This is a genomic window from Salinisphaera sp. C84B14 (assembly GCF_040361435.1).
Lineage (GTDB): Bacteria > Pseudomonadota > Gammaproteobacteria > Nevskiales > Salinisphaeraceae > Salinisphaera.
The window spans coordinates 160040-182191 of record NZ_APNL01000008.1 but is presented as its reverse complement, the minus strand read 5'-3'; the positions used below and the strand labels follow the sequence as shown (position 1 = coordinate 182191).

Below are 22152 nucleotides of genomic sequence, written 5' to 3'. Positions count from 1 at the left end.
CTACACAACATAAGTACAGTTGTGTTGGATTCTTGGCTTTATCGTACTGTATGGTACGTCTCGCGTATTGCATATCCGCACGGTATAATCGAGCCGTATCTATCTGAGATCGCGGCCATGCAAACCGTTCACCTCATGTCGTCGTTTACCTGGCGCGTCGTACAAGTCGATCAGTTCGAGATCGTTGTCGTCACAGATCTCGATCGCGGCCGTAGCGTCACCAACGACGCGGCAGCCGTCGTCGCTTACATCGCTTCCCAGCTCGGCGGATTGCGTAGCCGCCCGGTCATCTACCGCGACACGGCGGGCTGGTATGACGGGCTGGGCCACGATGGTTGGGCATTTACTGGCTTCTACCCCATTCGCGCCGAGACCGAAGAACTGGCGATCGGCGCGCTCGCGCTGCCGGGCTGTACCTGCCCCGGCTACAACCCGGTGACCTACTGATGGCCACAACAACCGAACTTAGCCCTGAGTCGCTTCACGACGCGCTGCGCGCGATCCTTGCGCGTGGCGAATATCCGTCGATGGCCAAGGTGCGTGTCGAACTCGGCACCACCGCCTCGCAGCAGACGCTCACGCGGCACATGAAAAACGCATGGCAGGGACTGGCCGACCAGATGGGTAGCGGTCTACCCGAAGGTCTGCCGCGTGTCGTGGTGGACGCAGCCCACCGCTTCTACGAGGAGGCGCGCGGCTATGCCAATGAAGAACTCGAGCGTGCGAAAGCAAAGATGCAGGCACGCGAAACGGCACTGCACGGCGAACTAGAGGAATCGCGTACCCGGATCGGCGTTCTCGACGGCCAGATCGAACACCTGCAACAGCGCGCGGAATCAGCCGAGGCGGAGTGCAAGCGGCTCGACGCCGCGCTTGATGACAGCCAGAAGGAACAGCAGGCCGCGGCGACCCGCGCCGACAAGCTCGACGAAACCCTGTCTGACGAACGCACACGCAACACCGAACAGCGCGCTCAGTTGATTGCCGAGCACGAACGCCAGCTCGAAACAGCAGAGAAAGAGCGCGCTCGCTGTGAGGCCGGCTGGCAGCGCGAGATCGAGCGCTCGGATTCCCAACAGAAGGCGTGGGCCAAGCAGATCGACGATGCGCGCCAAGAACTACGCGAGGCACAGGCCAAGCACGACGCCGAGCAGAAGCGCATACGAGAAGAACTGACCGAAACCCGCGAGACGCTACAACAGCGCCAGGAGCACATCGCGGCACAGCAAGTCGAGATCCAACGCTTGATCGACGATCGTGACCGGGCCGTGCTGGTGCGTGACGAGATGACCACCGAAATGGCCCGCGATCGCAAGGCCCACGAGCAGCGTGTGCAGTCGTTGTCGGACAACCTGGCAGCGGCCCAGTCGGATAACGACAGCCTGCGCGAGAATCTGACCCGTGCGACCACACTTGCCGAGGAACGCGCACTACAGATCGCGGCCTTGCAGGCGCGTGTCGAACCGTCGGGCAGCAAGGGCGAATCGGCGTCTTGAGCGGCTTGCAGAATCAGCCGAATACGGACAATAGGCCTTGTAACGCAACCCCGATCAGGACGGACAAGAAGATGACCACGGCTGCCCCTCAAACCCTGCGCGACTTCAACGATCTGCTTGAGCAGGCGAACCTGCCACGCCTCACCAGGCAGCAGTTCGATCAGCTGCGCGCGACCAAGCCCCGCAAACATCTGATCTCGGCGGTCACGACGATGCAGGCCGACAGCAATGCCCGCATCTACATCGAGCGCTCTATTCAGGAGGTGGGTGCCGAGCCGGTACCGGCCGCGCCGCAGGACGCTGCCTGTGCCCCGCAGCCCCAGCGTGCGCCGGCACCGCAGCAGCCCGCGCAATCCGGTGCACCGGACTTCGGCCCGCCGAGCGCGCCACCGCAGGGCCAGCCCGCGCCAGCGGCACAAAATGACAACGCACCGAGCGACTTCGAGTACACGATGCACGTCTACGGCGGCAAGGCCGCGCTGTGCTTCGAGCCGACGACAACGCGCGGCGAGGATTTCACCGTGGCGCTGGATTCCGCCACGGCATCTGCCCCGCGTCAGTACGACTGGAAGGACAAGCTGCGCATTCAGCTAACGCGTGACGAACTGCCCGTCGTCGCCGGCGTATTGCTCGGCCTGATCCCGAGCTGCGAATACAAGAATCACGGTGCGAACAACGACAAGGGATTCTCGATCGAGGATCAGGGCAATAAGCTGTTCGTGCGCACCTGGGCGAAAGATCATCCGGTGCGTGCCGTGCCGATGACGCCAGAGGATGCCTACCGGATTGCAACGCTGTTTCTGCGCCAGTTGGGCCTGAACGCGCCGTGTATGACCGCGAGCGACATCATCCAGACGATTCGCATGGTGGTCGCGCGTCGCGTCGCATCGAGAGCGAACAATGGCTGAGTTGATCCTCACAGAAGACGAGCAAGCTGCCGATAGCTACCTGGCCTGGGATGATGCCGCGCTCGGCAAGCTGGTGCGCCACCTTTCCCAGACGTGCGCTGACGAGTACGGTGCGACCGGTGCGCACACAACGATGGCCGCGTATCTGCTGGTCGATCTCGCCCGCCGTAGCAATGCAGATACCGCGACGATTGATCTCAACGGCGCATCGGCCCAAGGCGAGGCCATCGGCGATTGGCAGATCACGATCACACGTAAGTAGGACGTAAGGGATTGGCAGAGACATTGTTGGAACGCGACAGCACGCTGGACGCCGAAACGCTGTCGAAAATACTGGACTGGGCTCGATCCTGTCATACCGACGATCGCGCGCCGGACGAGTATATTCCAGACCCTGAAAACCCCTACATGCTGCGGTGGTTCGCCCGTCGCAAGTTCCGACAGCTCGACGCCTTCTGTGAACCCTGGCTCAACCGTCTCTGGCAGTCACAGGATCACGCACTCGAGAACGCCTACGTGCATCGCTTTCTGCGTAGCGACGACGATCGCGCACTACACGATCACCCTTGGAGTTGGGTCACCGTTCTGCTCGATGGCAGTTATTGGGAGCATGTCCCGGCTGATCTCGACTACCCCGCCGGCCCCACTGTGCGCCGCCGCCGAACGGCTGGCGATATTGTCGTGCGCCGCGAAGCGGCCTACCCGCACCGCGTCGAACTCGATGATGGCCGTCCGGTCACGACGCTGTTTCTGACCGCTAGGAAATCACGCGAATGGGGCTTCTGGTGTGAGCGCGGCTGGCGCCACTGGCGGGTGTTCACGGCGAACAATTCGGGTGGCTTGGCCCGCGGGTGCGAGTGAATGTCCATGACGGAGCGCCAAAAGCAGATCCAATACCGTGCGATAAAGCTGCGAGAAAAGCTGGGCATCAGCTACGAAGCGGCAGTCGAACGGGCCCAAGAGGCAGCTTCAGAGGAAAAGAAGCGGCTCGACGAAACGCGAAAGAATGGTCACAAGGCTCGAAACGGCAAGCGCAAAAAGCGGTCGTTCAAAGCCACCTACACGAGCAATGGCCGCTTACCAGGCATGGTTCAAGGCGGCGCACCGGGTACGGGCAAAAAATCCTGACAACCTAACCCGTCCCTACGCGTCGCCGATTCGACCATCCCCCGGATTTAGTAGCAGTGAGGTCTAGAGTCCAAGGGTTTAAATGGCCGCCTCTGCGGCCATTTGCGCAGCGTAGTCAGCGGGCGTCAGCCCGCTGAGTTCTTTCTTTAGCCGTTCTTCGTTGTACTCGCGATGCCAGCCGCGGATGATCGAGGTCGCGTGAGCTAAGGTCACGAACCAATGCTCGTTTAAGCATTCGTCTCGAAAGCGACCGTTGAAAGACTCGATATAGGCGTTCTGATTCGGCTTGCCGGGTTCGATCTGCTTGAGCTGAACGCCGTTTTTATGTGCCCAGTTCAGCATCGCCTTGCCGATGAATTCAGGGCCATTATCTGATCGTATGACCGTCGGCAGGCCGCGTGTGAGCGCCAACTCATCCGGCACACGAGAGACCTGCATGCCGCTCATCGACCGACCGGGCACCAGCGCGACGCACTCATGGGTCGCGTCGTCGACGATGCCCAGGCACTTGATGGCGCGGCCATCGGCGACCCGGTCGAATACAAAATCCATCGACCAGACTTCGTTCGCCCGAGCGGGACGAATCAACGGCTGCCGATCGGCTATCGGCACCTTCCTGCGCCGTCGCCGGCGCACTTGCAGGCATTGTTCGGCATAGAGTCGTTCGACGCGCTTGTGGTTGACGGTCCAGCCGGCCTGGCGAAGCTTGAGATAGATCATCGGCGCGCCGTAGCGGCGGTAACGCTGAGCCAGGCGCAGGATCTCAGCGCGTAAGCGCTCGTTTTGATCCGGCGCCGGCTGATACCGGAATGCGCTGGCACTCATCGCCACGACGGCCAGCGCACGCCGTTCGCTCAAGCCGCGCTGGCCCATAAACCGCACCAGCTCGCGCTTGGCTGTTGCGGTTACCATTTTTTTCGCAAGGCCTCGCGCGTGACCTCGTTTTCAAGCGGCGACTCGGCCAACAAACGCTTCAAGCGACTGTTCTCCGTCTCGAGCGCCTTCAGACGCTTGGCGTCCGAGACGTCCATGCCGCCGAACTTGTTCCGCCACGTGTAGTAGCTGGCCTCGGAAAACCGTGCCGGCGGCACAGTTATTTTGACCTTCTCCCTGAAAAGCGCAGCGATCAGAACTAGAGAATTCGGGCCATTTCGATCACGCTGAGAGGCGGAGGAAATGGACCATGAAGAAGTCGAAGTACACGGACGAGCAGATCGCCTTTGCGGTCAAGCAGACAGAGACCGGCACACGCGCCGAAGAGGTCTGCCGCAAGATGGGCATCTCGCAGGCGACGCTGTACAACTGGAAGAAGAAGTACGGTGGGCTGAGTGTGAGCGAAGTGCGCCGGCTCAAGCAGCTCGAGGAGAGAACAACCGCTTGAAGAAGCTCGTCGCCGATCTGAGCCTGGACAAGGAGATGCGCCAGGAGGTGCTGCGAAAAAAGCTCTGAAGGCGGCCCGACGGCGTGACCTGGCCGACGGGCTGATCCAGGCCTACAAGGTGAGCACGCGGCGTGCCTCGGCGATCCTGCTGACCTCCAGTTCGTCGTATTACTACAAGGCCCACCCGAGAGACGATCGCGCCGAGCGCGCCCGGATCAAGGAGATCGCCGAGACGCGGCTACGGTATGGGATGCCGCGTATTCAAGTGCTGATGCGTCGTGAAGGCTGGGTGATCAATCACAAGAAGACGTATCGGATCTACTGCGAAGAAGGCCTGAATCTACGGCGCAAGCGACCGCGACGACGAGTCGCTGCCATGCATCGCGAATCGCGGCCGGCAGTCGACGCACCAAACGAAGCCTGGAGCATGGATTTTGTGGCCGATGAGCTGTTCAACGGGCGCCGAATTCGCTCGTTAACTGTAGTGGATAATTTTAGTCGCGAAGCGCTGGCGATCACGGTCGATCACTCGCTCAAAGGCGATGCCGTGGTGGATACCGTGGCACTGATCGGCCAGATGCGCGGATTGCCAAAACGCATACAAGTGGACAATGGGAGCGAATTCATTTCGAAGGCGCTCGACAAGTGGGCCTATGAGCACGGCGTCCAGTTGGGCTTCTCAAGACCCGGGAAACCCACGGATAATCCGTTCATCGAATCATTCAACGGCAGCTTTCGAGACGAGTGTCTGAACGTACACTGGTTCTTGAGCTTGGAGGACGCACAGGAAAAAATCGAGAACTGGCGCATCGAATACAATGAAGACCGGACCCACAGCTCGCTCGGGAATGTGACGCCCCGCGAGTACTATCTGAGTCACTCACAGGCCTGAGTTTTCCAAGTCTGAATACTCGGTTATCGGGGAGAGGGTCAGCCCCATGATGACTCTTCTTCGAAGTGTCCGCATTAACGGGTGAGAACCCCATTAATCTCGACTTTGATTGAATAATCTGTCTGAAGATTCATCTTCTGCGCGGTCTGGCGTATGGATAAATCAGCCATCAAATACGTACGCTGCTTCCCAGCCTTTGTCTGTCTTCCAGAACTGAGCCACATGCTTGCTGGAGGATGGATTGCCGATTGATACCGCCTTATCCCTGCCAACATAGGGCGCCGCCCAGTTAAGCGCCTTCGGTATAGTGGTGAAAGTCACATCGACCACCGCGACGCCGTACCGGTTAGTGCTTGCCTTTGCGGACAACACGTTTTCAAGGCTTTCAGCCGCGACCGGAATCTGGAACCGCCCGTTGCCCAGCGACTCCACGTGCTCGCGGCCGCGATCAGTAAGCTTGAAGTTAAAAACGAAAGGAGAGGGTTTGTTCTGGTCGACCAGACCCATCTCCATTGCGCTCTTCATGGTGCCTGGGCTGAATCTGTAGCAGGATGTCGAAACGCGCTGGTAATCAGCGGAGTGCTGAATCTCTCGGCGTTTGGACGAACTCACACCGGTCACTCGTTGGCGGCACGTGGCGCCGTCTTCGGAATCAAGACCCGGTGCTTTCCATATGAGCGACTGACCACCTCGCGTGTTGAAATCCATCTGGCCGTAATATTGCTCGATCCATCCGGCCACTGTGTCGTTCGAGACATCTGGATTCGAGTTGTGCTCAGCGTTCGTGTCGTCGGCAAGCACAATGGACGAACAAGGCAGTCCAACGACGATCGCCATGCAGGCTGTTGCTTTGAATAGATTCATGTCCATTCCTTTAGTTGAGGCTAGCCGCGTCGATCCGAGTGGACATGCTGGTAACGCGCCATTGCTTCTTTTCGTTCTGAACCATTGTTAGCCCGTAATGCTTGGCCGACTCGGTATCAACATCCGGTACTTCGAACCCGCTTTGGCCGACCCAGTCGTAGAGCACTGTTCTGGCCATCACATTGGCCGAAACCATCGGCTGACCATCCCAGTTCAAGCTGCTCTGCTGAGCTTCAATTGTCTGGACCTTTCGAGTTCCAAAAGGCAATTTGCCGTTATGGACAATATCTTTGAGCTTGTCCGTCGGCGTGTAGGAGACTTCCCGAGAACCGGGCACGGCTCGTGTAACGAGCCCTACGGCGGCAAGCTGGTTTAACTGTTTCGCCCGGTTTTCGTTGCAGTCGTAATGCATGTTGATTTGATTCCAACCGCGCCGTGGATCGATTGTGCAACTTACTGGCACCAGACCATGAGGCGATGATTTAAACGGGCTGGATACGCTCAGGCTTCTGCCGAGGTCAACGGCCGATGTGAATGCTTGATCGATTGCAGCCTTGTCGACTTTGCCCGGTGGTTCAACGTCAGGATTCAAACGGGTTGCGATAGTCTCGCCGGCTTGCTGTAGATCGGTATTGGTCTTCGGCTCAATGCTTTTGAAATCGGTTGGCACCCAATCGCTGACTGGGTCTGCAACCCTCCATCCGTCGTCGCTCTTATGCAGCCGGACCGGTATCGTCATACCGCTAAATGCAAGAGAGGCCCAATTTTGTATGACCCGCTTATGTTGTTTGGCAGCACGCGTGCGCGATGCATCCCAGTGGGCAGTTCTAACCCTCTGAGCCATTTGCACGGCTTCCGTCGCGGTATGTTTTGCGGGGTTATCGCCTTGATAGCGCGCCGCATAGGCGATCCCGTACCAGTCACGCAGCGTCTCGAGACCGTCGTCGCTCAACCAGCCCGCATATTCAACCTTAAAATCGACGGTCGCCATCGAATCCGGATTGGATACCTCATCGCTGGGCTTGGTGAAGTTTGTAATCGTGTCTGGAACGAACTTTCCTAAAAAAACAACCAACTGATCGCCATTCACTCCAATAATTTTTTTCGCGCCGTTTTTGTCGGCCAAGGCGTACTCAATGACGTCTCCATCACGTTGCACGCGTTCGAGAATGTCCTGACGTACGAGGGCTTGGAGCGCAGCGTAACTGATGGTCGGCTGACTGACGTCAAGCGCTATGTTATCGCCGCGAAGCGAAACATCAGGCAACTTTAGTGTCAGCGCCAATCCACTGGTTGCTGGATCGGCCTTCGCGACAGCATCCTCGATCAACGACTTAAAGTTGGACTTGCTAGCCCCATCACCACAGGCGCTCAGAGCAATGGTGGCGAACAACATTCCGCCTGCGAGCAAGACTCGCGCAAATACAGTTCTCATGACTTCCCCGTTAAATAATGCTGCCAAAAGTTAAAGGCTAAAAAAGCTTATAACGACCATTTTTCAAACGCACTTTTTATGCTCGTATTTTTCCGCGAAAAACTATGCACTCCGCGACAACGTGCGCCTACCCATTTATATCTTGTCCAATTTTTCTGGTGCCAGTCTTGACGCACTTTCGAGTTCACGGAAAATGGCTGAGTCGGATGTAAAGTGTGTAATGGGATCACGCACGCATTACACAATTTTGCGCAAGCGACTTTTTTGCTCACGAGAGCAATAAGCACGACGGTAGCGTGGGTATTGATCCAACGTGTTCAGCGGCGCTCAAACAACATTCCAACCTCGTGATTTTGGCTTTTGATAAACTCAGTTGCGCCACCGGTGGGCTCGAACTTCATCTGATCTGTTTCCTCCAAGTAGGTGAACGTAATACCGTGGTCGTCGTTCTTGTTTTGGAAAACGAGTACGCCGTTCTCGAGATGGAAGATCATGCTGTTCGGTTTGTCGACGTCTTCGCGTGTGAAGCGAAAAATGTCGTCGTCGCGCGCGATCGTGATGATGCTCGTATCGAGCTCCGGGACCGTCTGCCAAGTGCCGACATAGGCATCACCGGGATCACCCGAATCACTGCCGCACGCTGACAATGCGACAAGCAGCACGCCGCTGACAGCGGTATGCACAAAATAAAGAAGCTTGGATTGATTCATTATTCTTATCTCTTTAGCGTTAGTGGCTCCACGCGACGAGTTACTGGCGGGAGCGATGCCAAGTTGCCGCAGCCAGGCTCGATCAAGCAGAAAGAGTCGAAGAAAACAAAAAAAGAACGTAATGGCGCCAAACATGAAAACGCACGAGCTTTAACGACACGAGTGGCAGGCCTTACAGGCGAAAATCACGCCACTACGGCGAATGCCACGGTGGCTTTTATCTAGACCAGAGACTTTCTTAAAGTCCAGACAAACGTCAAACCGATCGGCAGTTTAGAAGCAGCCGAAGCTGATGGTACTGCTTATCTAGCTCTTTTCGAGTTGCAGCGAATAGCTTGAAAGATATAACAGGATCATCGATATCGTTTGTTAAAATCTCTATCCTGCGAACGCCGCCGCCGGCAAACCCTTGATCTTTCTGCTCGAAGTTAACATTTGTAATTTCAGAGATCGGTATTTCTTTTCTTTTGTATTCTAGAACTCCGCGTTCTGGAAAAATCGTTACCTTGCCAAACCGATAAACCTTATTACCCTCCGGATCCTGAGACTTTCCTGGTTTCTTACCAGTCATAATCAGGTACAGCCCGTACACGATGGCCACAAGCCCAGCTATAGGAAAAAGCGGGATCGGGATGAAAAAGCAAACCAGCCCGACCACGATCCAAAAACCCCCAGTCATATCGCCCCCTAATAACAGTGAAAAAATATTATCGCTCTTTTACAGCGAATACTAAAAACGCAGAAAAGTCCGCTTATCGGCCAGTTTTTGCGTAAAACTCAGCTAAAATAAAGACTAGAGAAATCTATAATGCTATCTGTCATTAGGGATATTGATCTTTCCCGACTAGCACAAACCAAAGTGCGCGCGAGCTGCAGCTGGATATTGGCCCTGCGTGAAAATACATCGTCGAGCGTTGCGCTCGCGCATGCGCTCGAAAACGCAACCCTTCATCAAGGGTTTCGATCGCCTCGATACTAGGCGAGCTAAAATTACATCCATCAGGCAATCGACCCTGTAAGCGTCCTTCAATCGAAGCATTAGCCGGAAAATCTATCTCTGCCTCCAATCGGTCTTCTTTCCGGTTAACCGTCCAGTCTTCGGCGGTGACAAAACGCATATAGCGGTTTCCGACCATGCCGGCATTGGCAGTCTCGGTTTGGCGCTTGAGCAGCGCGGGGTTCATGGCGTGCGCAGCGCTGGCGCTCAGTGCTAGCGCGAGCACTGTAAGTCGCTTGGCTAGCGTGGCGGTGTTTTCTGGCACCCCTTCTCCCCCCGTTTTCAAAGACAGGCCGCATGGTACGGCGTGTCTATCCCCTGAGGCACAATATGCCACGTCAGGTTGACGTAGTGGAAGCTTCAACCTTCGCGCGACGCGTCTTGAACGAAGCACCCGCCATCACGAGCGCTGCGCCGACAATCACGAGCCAGCCCCAGGACAGGCTCATAAACATGATGGCGGAGAACTCGTTCGGGTCGTCAGTCGTCTTGGCGCCGATATAGATCACGAGCAGGAAGCAGGCGAACAGCACGCTCAGCAGGCTGGCCAGCACGGCGACGATGGGCCGCCGCCAATAGAAGCCGGCGGCTGCCGGACCAGTTAGCGCGAGCACGATGAAAGCCTGGATCTCGTTGCTGGACATCAGGCTGAGCGATGTCTGGGGCGCCGAGAGAATGGGCATGAAGACAGAGAAGGCCATGGCCGCGCAGGCGGTCAGGCCGGTGATTTGTGGTTTTGTCATGACAGAATCCTTGATTGTTTGGATGGCAACGCGAGCGATCAGGAATCGGCCGGCCAGCTCGCGAGCAGCGCGTCTTCGCTAACGGGCTGGCGATCGCCAACGGCATAGGCCTTGGCGGAAGTCACGCGGCCTTTGAGCTCCTTGACGGTGTTGTTGTAGTTAACCTTGGTGGTGCCGGCAGACACGACCTTGATGGTGTAGACAATGACCACGCTGCGGTCGACTCGACCCGAGCGGCTGGTACGGCTTTCGATCATGGCCTGCGCGCCGTCGCGCGGCACGGCCACGCCGTCGATCTTGACGGCATCGGCGATGGTCAGCGCGTAGCCGGGGCTGGAGGTCCAGCTATTCGGGTTATAGAGCTCGCGGCCGAGCGGAATCGGATAGTAGGCACCCGCTTCGATCGGATCGAACGCGAACTGCTCCTTGTCGAAATCGTATTCGCCGAAACTTGCGCTCGTGCGAATACGAAACGTCGGTGCCTCGGGCCATTGCTCGACCTTGTTTTCGACATCGGCAAGCGATGCGTCGAGCACGGTTTGTAGCGAAAACTCGTTATTGCGGTTCTTGGTATAGCGATTCCAGTGGAATGCTTTTGTCAGTTCGGTCTTGTTCGCCTCGAAGTCGTAGTCCGTCTGGAGCTTCAGCCAGGTGAGATAGACGGCCGGTTCTTCGAGGGCGTAGGTGCCATCTTCGTTGGGTGTCGGCGTCGGGACGGCGGCGGCGAGCTGTGCGCTGGACAGGCATAGCAGGCCGGCCGCGATGCGATGACGGTAGGTCATGAGGAACTCCTTGATATTGGGCTTCGCGGCTCGGGAAGAGCCACGGCCTAATGGGATCGGTCTGGGCGCTTATTCGCGCTCGAGCATGAATTCGATCGGCAGATTCTGAAGTTCCCGCTGAACACGCGCCGTGCCGGTCATTTCCCATTTGAGCTGGTCTGTCGGCTCGATATAGTTGAACGTCATGCCGCTACCGGTCGTGGCGTTGTTAAAAACCAGCGCGCCGTTTTCCAGATGCACAATCACGTCATTGGTTGGATCGTCGTCGTTCTCTTTATCGACGCGAAAATTATCGTTATTGCGTTCGATGGTGACGCGTTCGGGGCCGTCGTGGCCGACGAGCTTCCACGCGTCGACATAAACCGCGCCCGGCTCGCTGCTGCAGGCGGTCACAGCGACGAGCAGTACGGCCGACAGGCCGGCGAGCAAGGGATGAAACAGATTGGATGGGTTCATAACGCTGACCTCGTTTGGGTGAGTGATGCTGCCCGGGCGGCGAACCGTCCGGGCGGCGAGGTCAGATTGCACAAGCGCCAGCGAAGAGCGCTGACGGCAGGCTTGCGCGTAGCTTTCAGCTAGCTTTCGTGTTTAATAAACAGCACCTTAGGTTCATAACTCGCCTACAGCCGATGGCCGCACGGCAAGGTCCACCACCGTGGCGCCGACATCACGCACTGGCCGCGGCGCTGATTTCGGCAAGACTTGTCCGCTGCGATTCGGTGAGCACGCCGTTCTGGCCGGCAATTCGCAGCGCCTTGAGATAGGGTGCTGCGTCTTCGCGGCCGAGCGCATCGAGACAGCGCACGGTTTCGATGGCGATCGCGGCATCCATCGTGTTGTATTTATTCCCCAACGTTGGAATCTGCAGCGAACCTTCGAGTCGATCGATTTGTCTACCGCAGTGGCCGGCGTGACCCGCGGCGCGCGCGAGCGGGGCGATGAGTGTTCGGCCCCACCAGGTGCTCCAGTGGTAAGGAAATTTCTGGGTGATCGCCAGCGCATCCTGGAACGCGGTGTAGGCCTCGTCCCAGCGATCGAGCGCGGCAAGTGCGTTGGCCCGGCCCACCAGGGCGCCGGCGACCGCGGTACTGTTGCCGGCAAAAACCGGCGTCATGCGATTCAGCAGATCGTCGAATGCGTCGAGTCGTTCCTGTGCCGGACGGCTATCCGCGGTGTGGGTCAGATAACGTAGCTCGGCGGCGAGTCGCGTCGGCGCGGGATACTTGAGGGTTGCGTTGTTCAACTTTTCAAGATGCGCTTTGGCGGCAGCGCGATTGCCGGCCGCGGCTTCGACGGCGACAAGCCCGGCCTTATAGTCTGGCGTGTCCGGCGCGGCCTCCAGCGCGGTTTCGATCCGCTGGCGGGCGCGTTCGTAATTGCCTTTCGCGTACGCGTGCAGCCCGTCGGCATAGGCAACACCGGCACGGGTAGTCGGATCCAGATACGAGCTGTTGCCGGACACAACGCGGCTGAGCCAGTCCGCCGAGACGTTGGGATCATTGAACATATTCCAGCGCAGGGTGCTGATCGCGCCGTATTGAACGTGGGCGTTGCCTGGTGCGGCCGGATCGCTTTCCACTGAGACCGGCATCTGGGCGTACGACTGCTTCTCCACGCCGGGCGACGCCGCGTCGCGCGTATCGAACACGCTCATCAACCCCATCGCACCGCCGCCGATGGCCACGACCGCGATGACCGCGGCGGCGGTGTAGCCGACCGTGGTGCCGGTCTGGCGCCGATTCGACACACGCACCGAGGCTGAATCGGGCTTCGTCCTGGCTTCGGCCTCGGGCACGGTTTCTTCGTCAACGAGCGGTACGGTCTGTGATCGCGTCAGGTTTTCAGTACCCCCCAGCCGCTCGACCGCTTTCAACTCGTAGGCGCTATGCCCTCTGGAGGCGGACTCGAGATATACGCCGTCATCCCCGAGCGCGTCACGAACCCGTTTGATCGCGGAATTGATGCCGGCAGGCGAAACCGCGCCGTTTTTCCAGGCGGCGTTCGCCAATTCGTCGTGAGTAGCCCAGTGGCCATCACTGGCGATCAGAAAAGCCAGAATATCGGCGACCTGCGGTGTGCAGGATACTTTCTGATTTTCTGCGGCCAACGTACGCCGCTCGGCGTCGAACACCGCATGTCGGCCAATCCGCCACTGCCCGGTGAGGCTACGCCAGCCTTCATCCTGTTCGCTCTTTTCCATCTTACTTGTCCCCCGAAAATCGAATCGCTAATCCGTATCGCGTGTCCGTTTGTTGATGCCTACGGGCTCGCCGCGATTATCAGCCCCCGTGCCGCGCATATTTTTAGCTCAAATCCATGCCGGCCGCTCTTTTTCCGGGGAGAATCCTGATGTTTTCGTTCGCCGTGGCGCGTGATTTGCGCACTCTCTCGGCGACCGCTACAACGACTGTTCATTCGGCAACGGCGGCCTCGCACAAACCAATCGGCAGCGACGATTCGATGAGCGTTTGCCACACAGCTTCCTGGAACTGCGCTGCCTGGCGGCGCTGCCGTTAAACACTAATCGAAAAACGAGGGTCGAGCGAGGCCACACATGACCACTCAGAGCGATACGATCAACTCCGGAATCATCGTTGGCGGCTGGTTTCAGCCGGCCCAACTGCACGACAACGCATTCATCTCCGAGCTGATGATCTGCGGCGTCTATCCGGCCCGGCATTCAGAAGTCAGCGTCCATACGCCGCGCATGGTGCCCGTGGAAGTGCAGCGGGATTATCGCGTGCGCTGCCAGGCCCCGTGCTGTACGCCGCGGCATTGGCCCCGCCGACCGGACGATGCCCAGGCGATCGAAGTCACGCGCGATTACGAGGCGGCGGTGATTCGCCATGGCGCGGAACTGAGCCAGCAACTCGGCGATGCCTTCGAGGGGGTGTTCGAATACGCCGCAAAGCCCGATCTGCTGACCGGCGAAGGCTACCCGATCGAGGTCTTCCAAAAAGCATTCGAGCGCACGATCTACCGCATGGTGGCGTGCGACACCTGCAATCAGCACGGCACGGTCATTTGCGCGCCCTGCGAGGGTCACGGCGACAGGGTGTTCACATGCGCGCCCTGCAACGTAAGCGGTGAATCAGGATGTATGCTCTGTAACGGGTCGGGCCGACTGCCATGCCCCAACCGGTGCCATCTCGGTTCTTACCCGTGCAGCACATGCTCGGGCAGCGGTGTGACGTACCCCGGATGGGACAAACCAGTGCGCTGTTGGTCGTGCTTCGGCGCGGGGCGACATCAATGCTTCTGTGGCGGCTCGATCGCCTGCTCCTGCGGTAATGGCCGTGTCTGTTGCCCGACCTGTGCCGGCGACGGCCAGCTCGTCTACACCTGCAGCGTCTGCGAGGGCGCGGGCCGGCAGAGGTGCGCGATGTGCCAGGGCCACGGCGACCACGCCCTGGGCCACGAGTTGCGCGCTGAAAGCGTGATCGATGATGCGGGAACCGAGCACACATGCAATGCCAACGACTGGCTTCTGGTTAAGCCCGCGCTCCATGAATCGGGGTCCGAAAGTGTACTGACCGTCGAAAGCTGTGAACTGACCTGACAAGGCCATGGCCGCGTCCGTTCCACGGGGCGAATCGAAGACCTGTTCATCTTGACCGGTACGATCGACGGCACGCCCTTTCGGGTCGTCACCGATGACGGTGCACGGGAGATCGTTTCCGGCGGCGAGCATATTCGCCGCATTTGCGCGGCCGAAATCGCGGGTGAAGCCAGAGCTGTCGAACATATCGTGCGGCCCGGATCGCGATACGGCTGGTCAGGCATGGTGAGAAAACTCCAGAAGATCCCTTTCGGGCGCTACCTGCTCAACGATTCGCGGGTACACGAAGACACGGACAAGCGTTATTGGTGGGGCGTTCCGACGAGCACGTTCGATACACCTGCGTTTCATGTCTACCTGGACAAAGCGCTGACCCGCGAACGCGGCCGGCGCCGCCTTCGGCGCGCTGTCGTCACGCTGGGCCTGGGTGCGCTTGGCATCGCGTATGGGACGAGCCTGCCGAGGGTGGCCGAATATTTTGGCATTACGGCACAGACGGCCGCCGTGCTTTTGTTCGGAGCCAGCGCGCCGTTTCTGGCGGGCCTGGCGCTGATGTCGGAATCCTACGCCGCGCACATGCGCGCCCTTCGCTACCGCAAGCAGGCTCGCTTGAGTGATCGCGTTCTTGCGCGTTGGACCGAGCCCGCGCCGACGAAGGGCACCTCGATCGCGGTGATGCTGCTATCGGCCGGGCTGGTGGGTGGCCAGTTCTATGTGATGGGCGAAACAGAACGCCTGCAGCTTCAGGAGCGAGCCGGCGAAATCATGCGCGCACTCGAAAGACCGCCGGAACGCTAGCTTGCGCGATGGTACGGCGGGGCTTTGCTGCCCTGGATCACCCTGCGGCTGACGGTCGCTTGACCGCGGGGCATGGGGCCATTCGCTCGACGCCTATGCTCGCTCCACCCGCTTCCCCAACAACACCCGGCGCCATACCGAAATGCGGACTTGCGGCGCTCGCCCAGGGGCTGAACCTGACACCTCAGCCACAACGACCCACCACAGGAGTACACCATGGGCGCGTGCATGATCGGGGCAATGATTCATTGGTGATCTCCTAACTGATATGAGACAGCCAAGACCACCCCGGTCGGGATGGCCCTGACCGGGGTGGGTGAAGAAGCGTGTTGTCGGGCCGGGGTCGCGCCGGCGGCGTAGAGCGTGGCGTGGTCTACAGCTCGCCCATGCATACCAGCGTGCAGGTCTCTTCGCGGTAGGTCACTCGCCTGCTCGATGTAATGCGCCTGTACGACGCGCTCGTGGCGGTGATCGACGGTCTGTGGATCAACGGCTTGCTGGAGAACAAGAACCGTCGTCACCTGATCTTCGACTGGCAGCGTCGAACCCTGCGTCTGGGCAATCGCATTGTCGATCTCGAATAGCACGCTCACCGTGCCGCGAAGGGCAAGGGCAAGGGCAAGGGCAAGGGCAAAGAAGAAGAAGTTGCGGCTTCAATCTCGAAGCAGACAACCGATGAAACAGCCAGTGATGCCGACGCCAGCGACGCCCCTGCCGAAGAGCCTGCCACAGCCTCTTTTCGATCTGGGCGCCTTGCTATGAAGCAGGCGCCCTTTTTTATCCCCGAGCGTTTGCTGCCGATACCTAAGCGGCTGAACCTATTGCGGAATTACCGCTCCGTACTAGCATTGACGATACGACCTATCAGGAAACCAAGCCCATGATCTCTCGCCATACCTTCGCTATTGCAGCCGCGCTCGCAGTGACCGCCTTGTCTGGCTGCGCCACGGCGCCGCCAACAATGCACCACACCGATCCCAACCACTCGCAGGCGTGGAATCTCACGCGTGCGGCCGGCTACGAAATCCTCGAAGACGTAGAGCACGAAAAGGTCGAGCAACAGATCGACACAAACGGCGCGAGCTTGGGCGGCACTCTCGCGGCCGGTGGGCTGGGCTTTCTGAGCAACCCCAATGGTCTTTCTCTCGGCGGCAACGTCGGCATGAACATGCTCACGAACCTGCTTCTGGGCGGCGACGTGCCCAAGGCGGGAGGCACGAACATCGTTGCCTGGATCCCGAAAAGCGAAGCTGCCACCAGCGATGAAGCAATCGTTCAGGCGAAAAGCCGCATCACGACGCTGGCCCGCGCGGGCATGGAAGCCATGCAGATGCCCACTCCCTACCATTGGGAGCGGATCAGGCAAACCGACTCGCAAAAAGCCTCCTATGACGCGCTAATTGGATACATCGGCGGCGGCGAATGCGAAACAGCATCCTACATCTGCGAAGTGCGCTTCAGCATCCCCATGCTCGGGAAGGCCTCGCAGCAGATCAATGATGCGGTTGCACCGGCCGTGCTCGGCGGCTATCCAGCGTGGCGCGTTGAATTCGGCGTGAGCTACTACTTCCGCGACACCGCAGGCTGGACGGCTACGAAAGAGCCACACCTGCCAATGCTTCGCTTGCTCAACGGCATGAGCACAGAACTGCCGCGCAGTTACTTCATATATATCGCGCCGAACCGCATGCCATTCCAGAAGAACGAGTCCGAGTACGCCCTGTTCCCGGCCCCGATGGTTCTCCACGAGGGCCAGGCTCTATACTTCATCGAACCAGCGCCGGGCGCCTAGCCTGACCTCCTGCGCAGATCGCGATCTTATAGCCGAGCGGCCTTGCTTAGGCTTGCTCGGCGTCCTTTTTCACCCCACTCGTATCAGCGTATGCCCACTCCCTCCTCCATTCTCAGCCCAGGCGACTATCAAGCCATGCGAAGCGCTCACCGCGAAAAGCTGGACACGTGGGCGAAGTTCTCCTGGGGCATTTTCTTCGGGTCCATTCTTATGGCGATCGCGCTCAACCAATGGAGCAGGCCCGATCGTTTCGGGGCCACGATCCCGCTCGACGGTTCGGGTTATTGCACCGTACTGGCCGCGGTGCTTCTCGGAGTGTATTACCTGCGACGGCGATATCTAGAAAAGCATCTGGCCGCAGCTCTCGAGGCCTATCTACAAGAATTTCCCGCCGGTAAACGCGAGCAGGAACGCCGTCGCGCATATCGGGGGTAGCGTTAGACCTCGACCTCAACTCGCTCAATTATCGCCGGCTCATCGTTGCTCGGTTTATTCACTAGCGTTGAGATCGGCCAGCTCTCGTAGGATCGAACCACCCCGTCTTCGAGAATTCCATGCAGATGCTCGACTGAAGCATCGGCCGGCTCATCGACCCATGCTCGTGCTGCGTCGTTGGTCAGGGCCAGCGGCTGGCGATTATGAATATGAGCGATATCGTCGTGCGGTTTGCCGGTCAGGATCGTGAATGTCACGGCGCCGGCGAGCTTGTGATCAGAAGGCAGCCCCTTCGCCTGCGTCCATAGTCCGGCAAAGAAGAACGGTTCGCCGTCCGCAGGCCGAATTAACCAGGGTTGCTTGCCCCCTTGCTCACGTTTCTGCCATTCGATCCAGTAGTCGACTGCGCATAGCAGCCTGCGCTTTCGAAATGCGGTCGGAAACGGCTGGACGGTCGCGACTGTCTCGACGCGCGCGTTAGTCGGGGCGAATTTGGCGTCCTTGGCGCCACTCGGAATCAAGCCCCACCACGCCGAACCCATCTTGAGGGTATTGTCTCGTGGCGTGCGGAGCGCGCACGCCCGCATGCCACCGGGCGGCAGGTTATACCCTGGCGCGTCGGTTACATCGTCGGGCGAGGCCGCCTCGATCAGTTTCGCGAAGTGAGCTGCCGATGTCGTTCGGCCGTAGCGTCCACACATAGCAATAGCACGCGATAAGCGTTGTTCCAGAACCGTGCGTTTAATCTACCGGACAAAAGCTATTGCGCGTGTAGTGGCCGGCTCCAGGTGGGGCTCTAAAGCCTCGGAGCTGGCCATGCCGGACGATACGCAACCGATCGCGACCCGCCTGCTCCGCTCGAATCACCTCTGACGGGTGTCGCCAGTCCACCCCTAACCTTCGACATTGCATATACGAAAAGTAACCGATATTGGCGTTTTGCGCGTCTTGTCGATCACATGCCTCGTTGTAAGTTGGTCTTATCGGCAGTGTGCCGTGACAATCACTTCCGAGGACCTCATGACTTTGTACCCACGGCCTCTCTTGAGCGATGAAGACCTCTCTGAACTGACGGGCTACGAACCGAATCAGATCCAAAGACAACTGCGATGGCTTAAAGAAAACGGCGTTGCATTCACGCTGCGCCGTGACGGCCGCCCACGTACGACGTGGGGCGCGTATGAGCGTGCCATGACGAACGCGGGAGTTGCTTCCAGCGAGCCAAACTTTGACGCGCTGCTCGCTCGCGCGACGAAACATCAAGCCCACGGTTAAGTAATCGATATGGGACGTCGTAGACAGCGCGACCTCGGCCTGCCGAAACGAGTTTATATCCGCGGCCCGAGCTACTATTTTGTTGATCCGAGCGGGAACTGGAAGCGCCTCACACGAGTGGCTGACGGCGAGGCGGCCATGTTGCGCGATCTCGCTGCAATGAAAGAGACAACAACCGCCGAGCCGGGTATGCGAGAGGTCTTTCGCCGCTACCGCACGGATGTGCTGCCCAAGAAAGCAGCAAGCACGGCTAAAACACAAGGGCGACAGCTCGATCAGCTCGAAGAAATATTCGGTGCTATGGAGCCGCCTTCGATAAGGCCGCATCACGTTGCCCAGTTCCACGACATTCGCGGCCGAGACCGACCAGTATCCGCTAACCGTGAGCTCGCCCTTTTATCACACGTTATGAGGTATGCGATTCGTATCGGAAAGTTGCCGTCAGGTGTAAACCCCTGCTCCACAATCCAGCGGCACAAAGAAGAGGCTCGAGATCGCTATATCGAGCATGAGGAGTACAACGCCGTCTGGCAGCGCGCTAGCGCCCAGATGCGGGTTCTCATGGATCTGGCCTATCTCACCGGGCAGCGCCAAGCTGATCTCGTAAACCTTGAACGATCGCAGCTTCGAGCCGACGGTATCCATTTTCGGCAGCAAAAGAGCGTCTCGCGAGGCAAAGTTGCGCGCAAGCTGATCATCGAATACTCAGACCAACTCAGGAGCGTGCTGAGCGCGGCCGGGGAACTCACTGAAGTACACAGCTTATACGTGGTCTGCAAAAGTGATGGCCAGAAATATACCTCGGCCGGGGTGCAGACTGCGTGGCAGCGCCTGATGGAGGACTGCATGCGCGCCGGCGTGATACCGGAGCGATTCACGTTCCACGACATCAGGGCCAAGGCGGGTTCAGATGACGGCGACGGGCGTCTACTAGGACACATGAGCGAGGCGACAAGGCGCCGGATATACCGTCGAAAGCCGGAAAAATTCAGGCCTGTTTACTAGCTTATTTTAGAATTTTTCTAAAATAACGAGCGAAGCCTGCATCATACAGGCTCGCAAGCACCTGAAATACTGGTGGGCCGTGCTGGATTCGAACCAGCGACCAATTGATTAAAAGTCAACTGCTCTACCAACTGAGCTAACGGCCCGTATTGGCCGCGCATCATACCCGATTCTTTTCGGAAAATCAGCGCCCCGATTGATAAATTGTCGGATCGGCGACACCTGCCTGGTCAAAACCCGCGCGTCGCAGCTGGCACGCGTCACAACGCCCACAGGCACGGCCACGCGCGTCGGCCTGATAACAGGACACCGTGCGCGCATAGTCCACGCCCAGCGCGACACCCTGGCGGATGATTTCGGCCTTGCTCAAATCGATTAGCGGCGTCTCGATGGAAACCCGATCGCCGTCCTGTACGGCGGCCTTCGTGGCGAGCGCGGCCATGCGCTCGAATGCAGCGATGAATTCGGGACGGCAGTCCGGATAGCCCGAATAATCCACGGCGTTCACGCCGATATAGATGGCCTGTGCGCCAAGTACCTCGGCCCAGCCAAGCGCTATGGACAGAAAAACCGTGTTCCGTGCCGGCACATAGGTCGAGGGAATGCCCTCGCCGCCGGCATCGGGCACGTCGATCGTCGGGTCGGTGAGCGCGGAGCCGCCCATGCCGTCGAAGTCCAGCCGCACGCATTTGTGCTCGACGATCCAGTCGTGCTCGCTGACATAGGCCCGGGCTGCCGCCAGTTCTGCGGTATGGCGCTGACCGTAGTCGAAGCTCAGCGCGTAGCACTCATGGCCGTCGGCATACGCCTTGGCGAGGCAGGTGGTGGAATCCAGGCCGCCAGAAAAAAGGACGACCGCGCGTTTGCGTCTCGGCTGGCTCATAATCGAAGGTCAGTTGATTAGCGGCGCAAGCCGCTCGCGAGTATGCAACGCCGTGCATGGCGCCTGGCAATCCGCCCGGCTGCACAAGATCCCAACGGGCGCTAAGATCAAGCGATCAAAAGACAATTGCTGCAGCGACGAAGTGTATGCCGTCGGATCAGCCGGACCAACGCGAGGCGGATTGAGTATTTCGCCTGCCGATGGTGGGTCAGAAAGTCCTGCCGCACGATTCGGTAGTGCGCGGCGGCATTGCCGGGCAAAACGCCGGCGCGGTCTGTCGCGCCGGCTGACGTAATACCGCTAGCCGTCGATGCCCTGAAGGCGCTTGCGCGCCATCTCGGCCACGTTGCTGTCGGGATACTGATCGACGACCCGCTTGAGCGTGCCGTAGGCGTTGTCCGTCTCGCCGCGCTCGTCCTGGATCACGCCGATCTTGTAAAGCGAGCCCGGTACCTTGCTGCTGGCACGAAAACGGTTGACCACCGTCTGGAAGGCCTCCAGCGCGGCATCGTAGTTGCGCTTGACGTAGTTCGCCTCGCCCAGCCAATACCAGGCGTTGTCGCTGTACGTGCTTTCCGGGTTCTGTTCCAGAAACCCCTTGAACGCGCCGATCGCGGCGTCGTAATCGCCGGATTTGAGCTTGTCGAAGGCGGCCGTATAGGCCTTTTCGACTGCCGGATCCTGGCTGGAACTACTGTAATCGGACTGTCCGCTGGACGCCCCACTGTCGCCTGCCGCGCCGCCGGCTGAGCCGCCGCCCTCGACGGCGCTCAGGCGCTTGTCGAGGTTCTCGTAGAGATCGCGCTGGCCCTGCTCGTTCTGGCGCAGCTGATACTTGAGCGTATCGACCTGCCCCTGCAGATCGCGAACTTCGGACTGAAGCCGCTGGACCGTCTGAAACAGCGAGAACAGGTTCGGACCACCGTTGTTATCGGCCTGGGCGAGCATGATCTGCTGGTTCTGTGCGGCGTCCGCCGATGCGGCCGACGCCGGCCGGGAGGTGATCCCGGCCGACGCGGACACGGCAAACGTCACGAGTGCTATCGGTAGTGCGTGACGCATGATGGCT

General features: G+C 59.1%; 25 protein-coding genes, 1 tRNA gene and 2 pseudogenes. 14 read left to right on the top strand and 14 right to left on the bottom strand.

Going from position 1 to position 22152, the window contains the following annotated elements; genetic code table 11:
* From C84B14_RS09300 to C84B14_RS09275, 6 genes are all read left to right on the top strand, one after another.
* Nucleotides 1-447, top strand: a 447-nt coding sequence (locus C84B14_RS09300; RefSeq protein WP_353223565.1) for a hypothetical protein, incomplete at its 5' end; no start/stop codon positions are given.
* Nucleotides 447-1496, top strand: coding sequence for a DNA-binding protein (locus C84B14_RS09295; protein ID WP_353223563.1), 1050 nt, complete (start codon nucleotides 447-449; stop codon nucleotides 1494-1496). The genes C84B14_RS09300 and C84B14_RS09295, both read left to right, overlap by 1 nt.
* Before the next feature lie 71 nt (nucleotides 1497-1567).
* Nucleotides 1568-2404 (top strand): hypothetical protein, encoded by an 837-nt coding sequence (locus C84B14_RS09290; RefSeq protein WP_353223561.1) that lies wholly within the window; start codon nucleotides 1568-1570, stop codon nucleotides 2402-2404.
* A complete protein-coding gene (locus tag C84B14_RS09285) occupies nucleotides 2397-2666 on the top strand; it encodes a hypothetical protein (RefSeq protein ID WP_353223560.1) in 270 nt (89 codons plus the stop codon). Before C84B14_RS09290 ends, C84B14_RS09285 begins: the two co-directional genes overlap by 8 nt.
* 11 nt (nucleotides 2667-2677) lie before the next feature.
* A complete protein-coding gene (locus tag C84B14_RS09280; RefSeq protein WP_353223558.1) occupies nucleotides 2678-3265 on the top strand; it encodes a hypothetical protein in 588 nt (195 codons plus the stop codon).
* Complete coding sequence (locus tag C84B14_RS09275; RefSeq protein ID WP_353223556.1) at nucleotides 3266-3532, top strand: hypothetical protein; 267 nt, start codon at nucleotides 3266-3268, stop codon at nucleotides 3530-3532. It abuts the gene before it with no gap.
* Nucleotides 3533-3610: 78 nt separating this feature from the next.
* Here the strand turns inward: C84B14_RS09275 and C84B14_RS09270 are convergent.
* A pseudogene (locus C84B14_RS09270) lies at nucleotides 3611-4625 on the bottom strand (IS3 family transposase); the annotation flags it as partial.
* A gap of 90 nt (nucleotides 4626-4715) precedes the next feature.
* Between C84B14_RS09270 and C84B14_RS09265 the strand changes: the two are divergent.
* A pseudogene (locus tag C84B14_RS09265) lies at nucleotides 4716-5805 on the top strand (IS3 family transposase).
* A gap of 162 nt (nucleotides 5806-5967) precedes the next feature.
* Here the strand turns inward: C84B14_RS09265 and C84B14_RS09260 are convergent.
* The 9 genes from C84B14_RS09260 to C84B14_RS09220 form a co-directional block, all read right to left on the bottom strand.
* Entirely contained in the window at nucleotides 5968-6669 is a 702-nt protein-coding gene (locus tag C84B14_RS09260) for a hypothetical protein (protein WP_353223555.1), read from the bottom strand.
* Nucleotides 6670-6679: 10 nt separating this feature from the next.
* Entirely contained in the window at nucleotides 6680-8104 is a 1425-nt protein-coding gene (locus C84B14_RS09255; protein ID WP_353223553.1) for a hypothetical protein, read from the bottom strand.
* A gap of 317 nt (nucleotides 8105-8421) precedes the next feature.
* The gene (locus tag C84B14_RS09250; protein WP_353223551.1) at nucleotides 8422-8814 is read right to left on the bottom strand and encodes a hypothetical protein; all 393 of its coding nucleotides are present in this window, start codon (nucleotides 8812-8814) and stop codon (nucleotides 8422-8424) included.
* Between the two features lie 256 nt (nucleotides 8815-9070).
* Entirely contained in the window at nucleotides 9071-9493 is a 423-nt protein-coding gene (locus C84B14_RS09245) for a hypothetical protein (RefSeq protein ID WP_353223549.1), read from the bottom strand.
* Nucleotides 9494-9635: 142 nt separating this feature from the next.
* Nucleotides 9636-10076 carry a hypothetical protein gene (locus tag C84B14_RS09240; protein WP_353223547.1) on the bottom strand — a complete coding sequence of 147 codons (441 nt, stop codon included), beginning with the start codon at nucleotides 10074-10076 and terminating at the stop codon, nucleotides 9636-9638.
* A gap of 73 nt (nucleotides 10077-10149) precedes the next feature.
* A complete protein-coding gene (locus C84B14_RS09235) occupies nucleotides 10150-10554 on the bottom strand; it encodes a hypothetical protein (RefSeq protein ID WP_353223545.1) in 405 nt (134 codons plus the stop codon).
* A 38-nt stretch (nucleotides 10555-10592) separates the two neighbouring features.
* Complete coding sequence (locus tag C84B14_RS09230) at nucleotides 10593-11336, bottom strand: DUF4852 domain-containing protein (protein WP_353223543.1); 744 nt, start codon at nucleotides 11334-11336, stop codon at nucleotides 10593-10595.
* A 69-nt stretch (nucleotides 11337-11405) separates the two neighbouring features.
* Complete coding sequence (locus C84B14_RS09225; RefSeq protein WP_353223541.1) at nucleotides 11406-11792, bottom strand: hypothetical protein; 387 nt, start codon at nucleotides 11790-11792, stop codon at nucleotides 11406-11408.
* Between the two features lie 211 nt (nucleotides 11793-12003).
* Nucleotides 12004-13536: a winged helix-turn-helix domain-containing protein gene (locus tag C84B14_RS09220; RefSeq protein ID WP_353223539.1), complete on the bottom strand. Its 1533-nt coding sequence runs from the start codon at nucleotides 13534-13536 to the stop codon at nucleotides 12004-12006.
* A 354-nt stretch (nucleotides 13537-13890) separates the two neighbouring features.
* Here C84B14_RS09220 and C84B14_RS09215 point away from each other — a divergent pair, with 354 nt between their 5' ends.
* The 5 genes from C84B14_RS09215 (at nucleotide 13891) to C84B14_RS09195 (ending at nucleotide 17920) form a co-directional block, all read left to right on the top strand.
* Nucleotides 13891-14895, top strand: coding sequence for a hypothetical protein (locus C84B14_RS09215; protein ID WP_353223537.1), 1005 nt, complete (start codon nucleotides 13891-13893; stop codon nucleotides 14893-14895).
* Between the two features lie 51 nt (nucleotides 14896-14946).
* Nucleotides 14947-15693, top strand: coding sequence for a hypothetical protein (locus tag C84B14_RS09210; RefSeq protein WP_353223535.1), 747 nt, complete (start codon nucleotides 14947-14949; stop codon nucleotides 15691-15693).
* Nucleotides 15694-16133: 440 nt separating this feature from the next.
* On the top strand, nucleotides 16134-16277 hold the full coding sequence (locus C84B14_RS09205) for a hypothetical protein (protein ID WP_353223534.1): 144 nt from the start codon (nucleotides 16134-16136) through the stop codon (nucleotides 16275-16277).
* Between the two features lie 296 nt (nucleotides 16278-16573).
* Nucleotides 16574-17485, top strand: a complete 912-nt coding sequence (locus tag C84B14_RS09200) for a hypothetical protein (RefSeq protein ID WP_353223532.1) — start codon at nucleotides 16574-16576, stop codon at nucleotides 17483-17485.
* A gap of 135 nt (nucleotides 17486-17620) precedes the next feature.
* A complete protein-coding gene (locus tag C84B14_RS09195; RefSeq protein ID WP_353223530.1) occupies nucleotides 17621-17920 on the top strand; it encodes a hypothetical protein in 300 nt (99 codons plus the stop codon).
* Between the two features lie 2 nt (nucleotides 17921-17922).
* Here the strand turns inward: C84B14_RS09195 and C84B14_RS09190 are convergent, their stop codons facing one another.
* Nucleotides 17923-18621, bottom strand: coding sequence for an SOS response-associated peptidase (locus tag C84B14_RS09190; RefSeq protein ID WP_353223528.1), 699 nt, complete (start codon nucleotides 18619-18621; stop codon nucleotides 17923-17925).
* A 343-nt stretch (nucleotides 18622-18964) separates the two neighbouring features.
* Between C84B14_RS09190 and C84B14_RS09185 the strand changes: the two genes are divergently transcribed.
* Together C84B14_RS09185 and C84B14_RS09180 are read left to right on the top strand one after the other, a co-directional pair.
* On the top strand, nucleotides 18965-19195 hold the full coding sequence (locus tag C84B14_RS09185; protein WP_353223526.1) for a DUF4224 domain-containing protein: 231 nt from the start codon (nucleotides 18965-18967) through the stop codon (nucleotides 19193-19195).
* Between the two features lie 9 nt (nucleotides 19196-19204).
* Entirely contained in the window at nucleotides 19205-20200 is a 996-nt protein-coding gene (locus C84B14_RS09180; protein ID WP_353223524.1) for a tyrosine-type recombinase/integrase, read from the top strand.
* 70 nt (nucleotides 20201-20270) lie between these two features.
* Here C84B14_RS09180 and C84B14_RS09175 read toward each other — a convergent pair.
* The 3 genes from C84B14_RS09175 to ybgF form a co-directional block, all read right to left on the bottom strand.
* Nucleotides 20271-20346: transfer RNA gene (locus C84B14_RS09175), tRNA-Lys, on the bottom strand.
* Nucleotides 20347-20384: 38 nt separating this feature from the next.
* On the bottom strand, nucleotides 20385-21083 hold the full coding sequence (gene queC / locus C84B14_RS09170; protein WP_353223522.1) for a 7-cyano-7-deazaguanine synthase QueC: 699 nt from the start codon (nucleotides 21081-21083) through the stop codon (nucleotides 20385-20387).
* Between the two features lie 300 nt (nucleotides 21084-21383).
* Nucleotides 21384-22145: a tol-pal system protein YbgF gene (gene ybgF, locus C84B14_RS09165; RefSeq protein ID WP_353223520.1), complete on the bottom strand. Its 762-nt coding sequence runs from the start codon at nucleotides 22143-22145 to the stop codon at nucleotides 21384-21386.
* Nucleotides 22146-22152 lie beyond the last annotated feature (7 nt).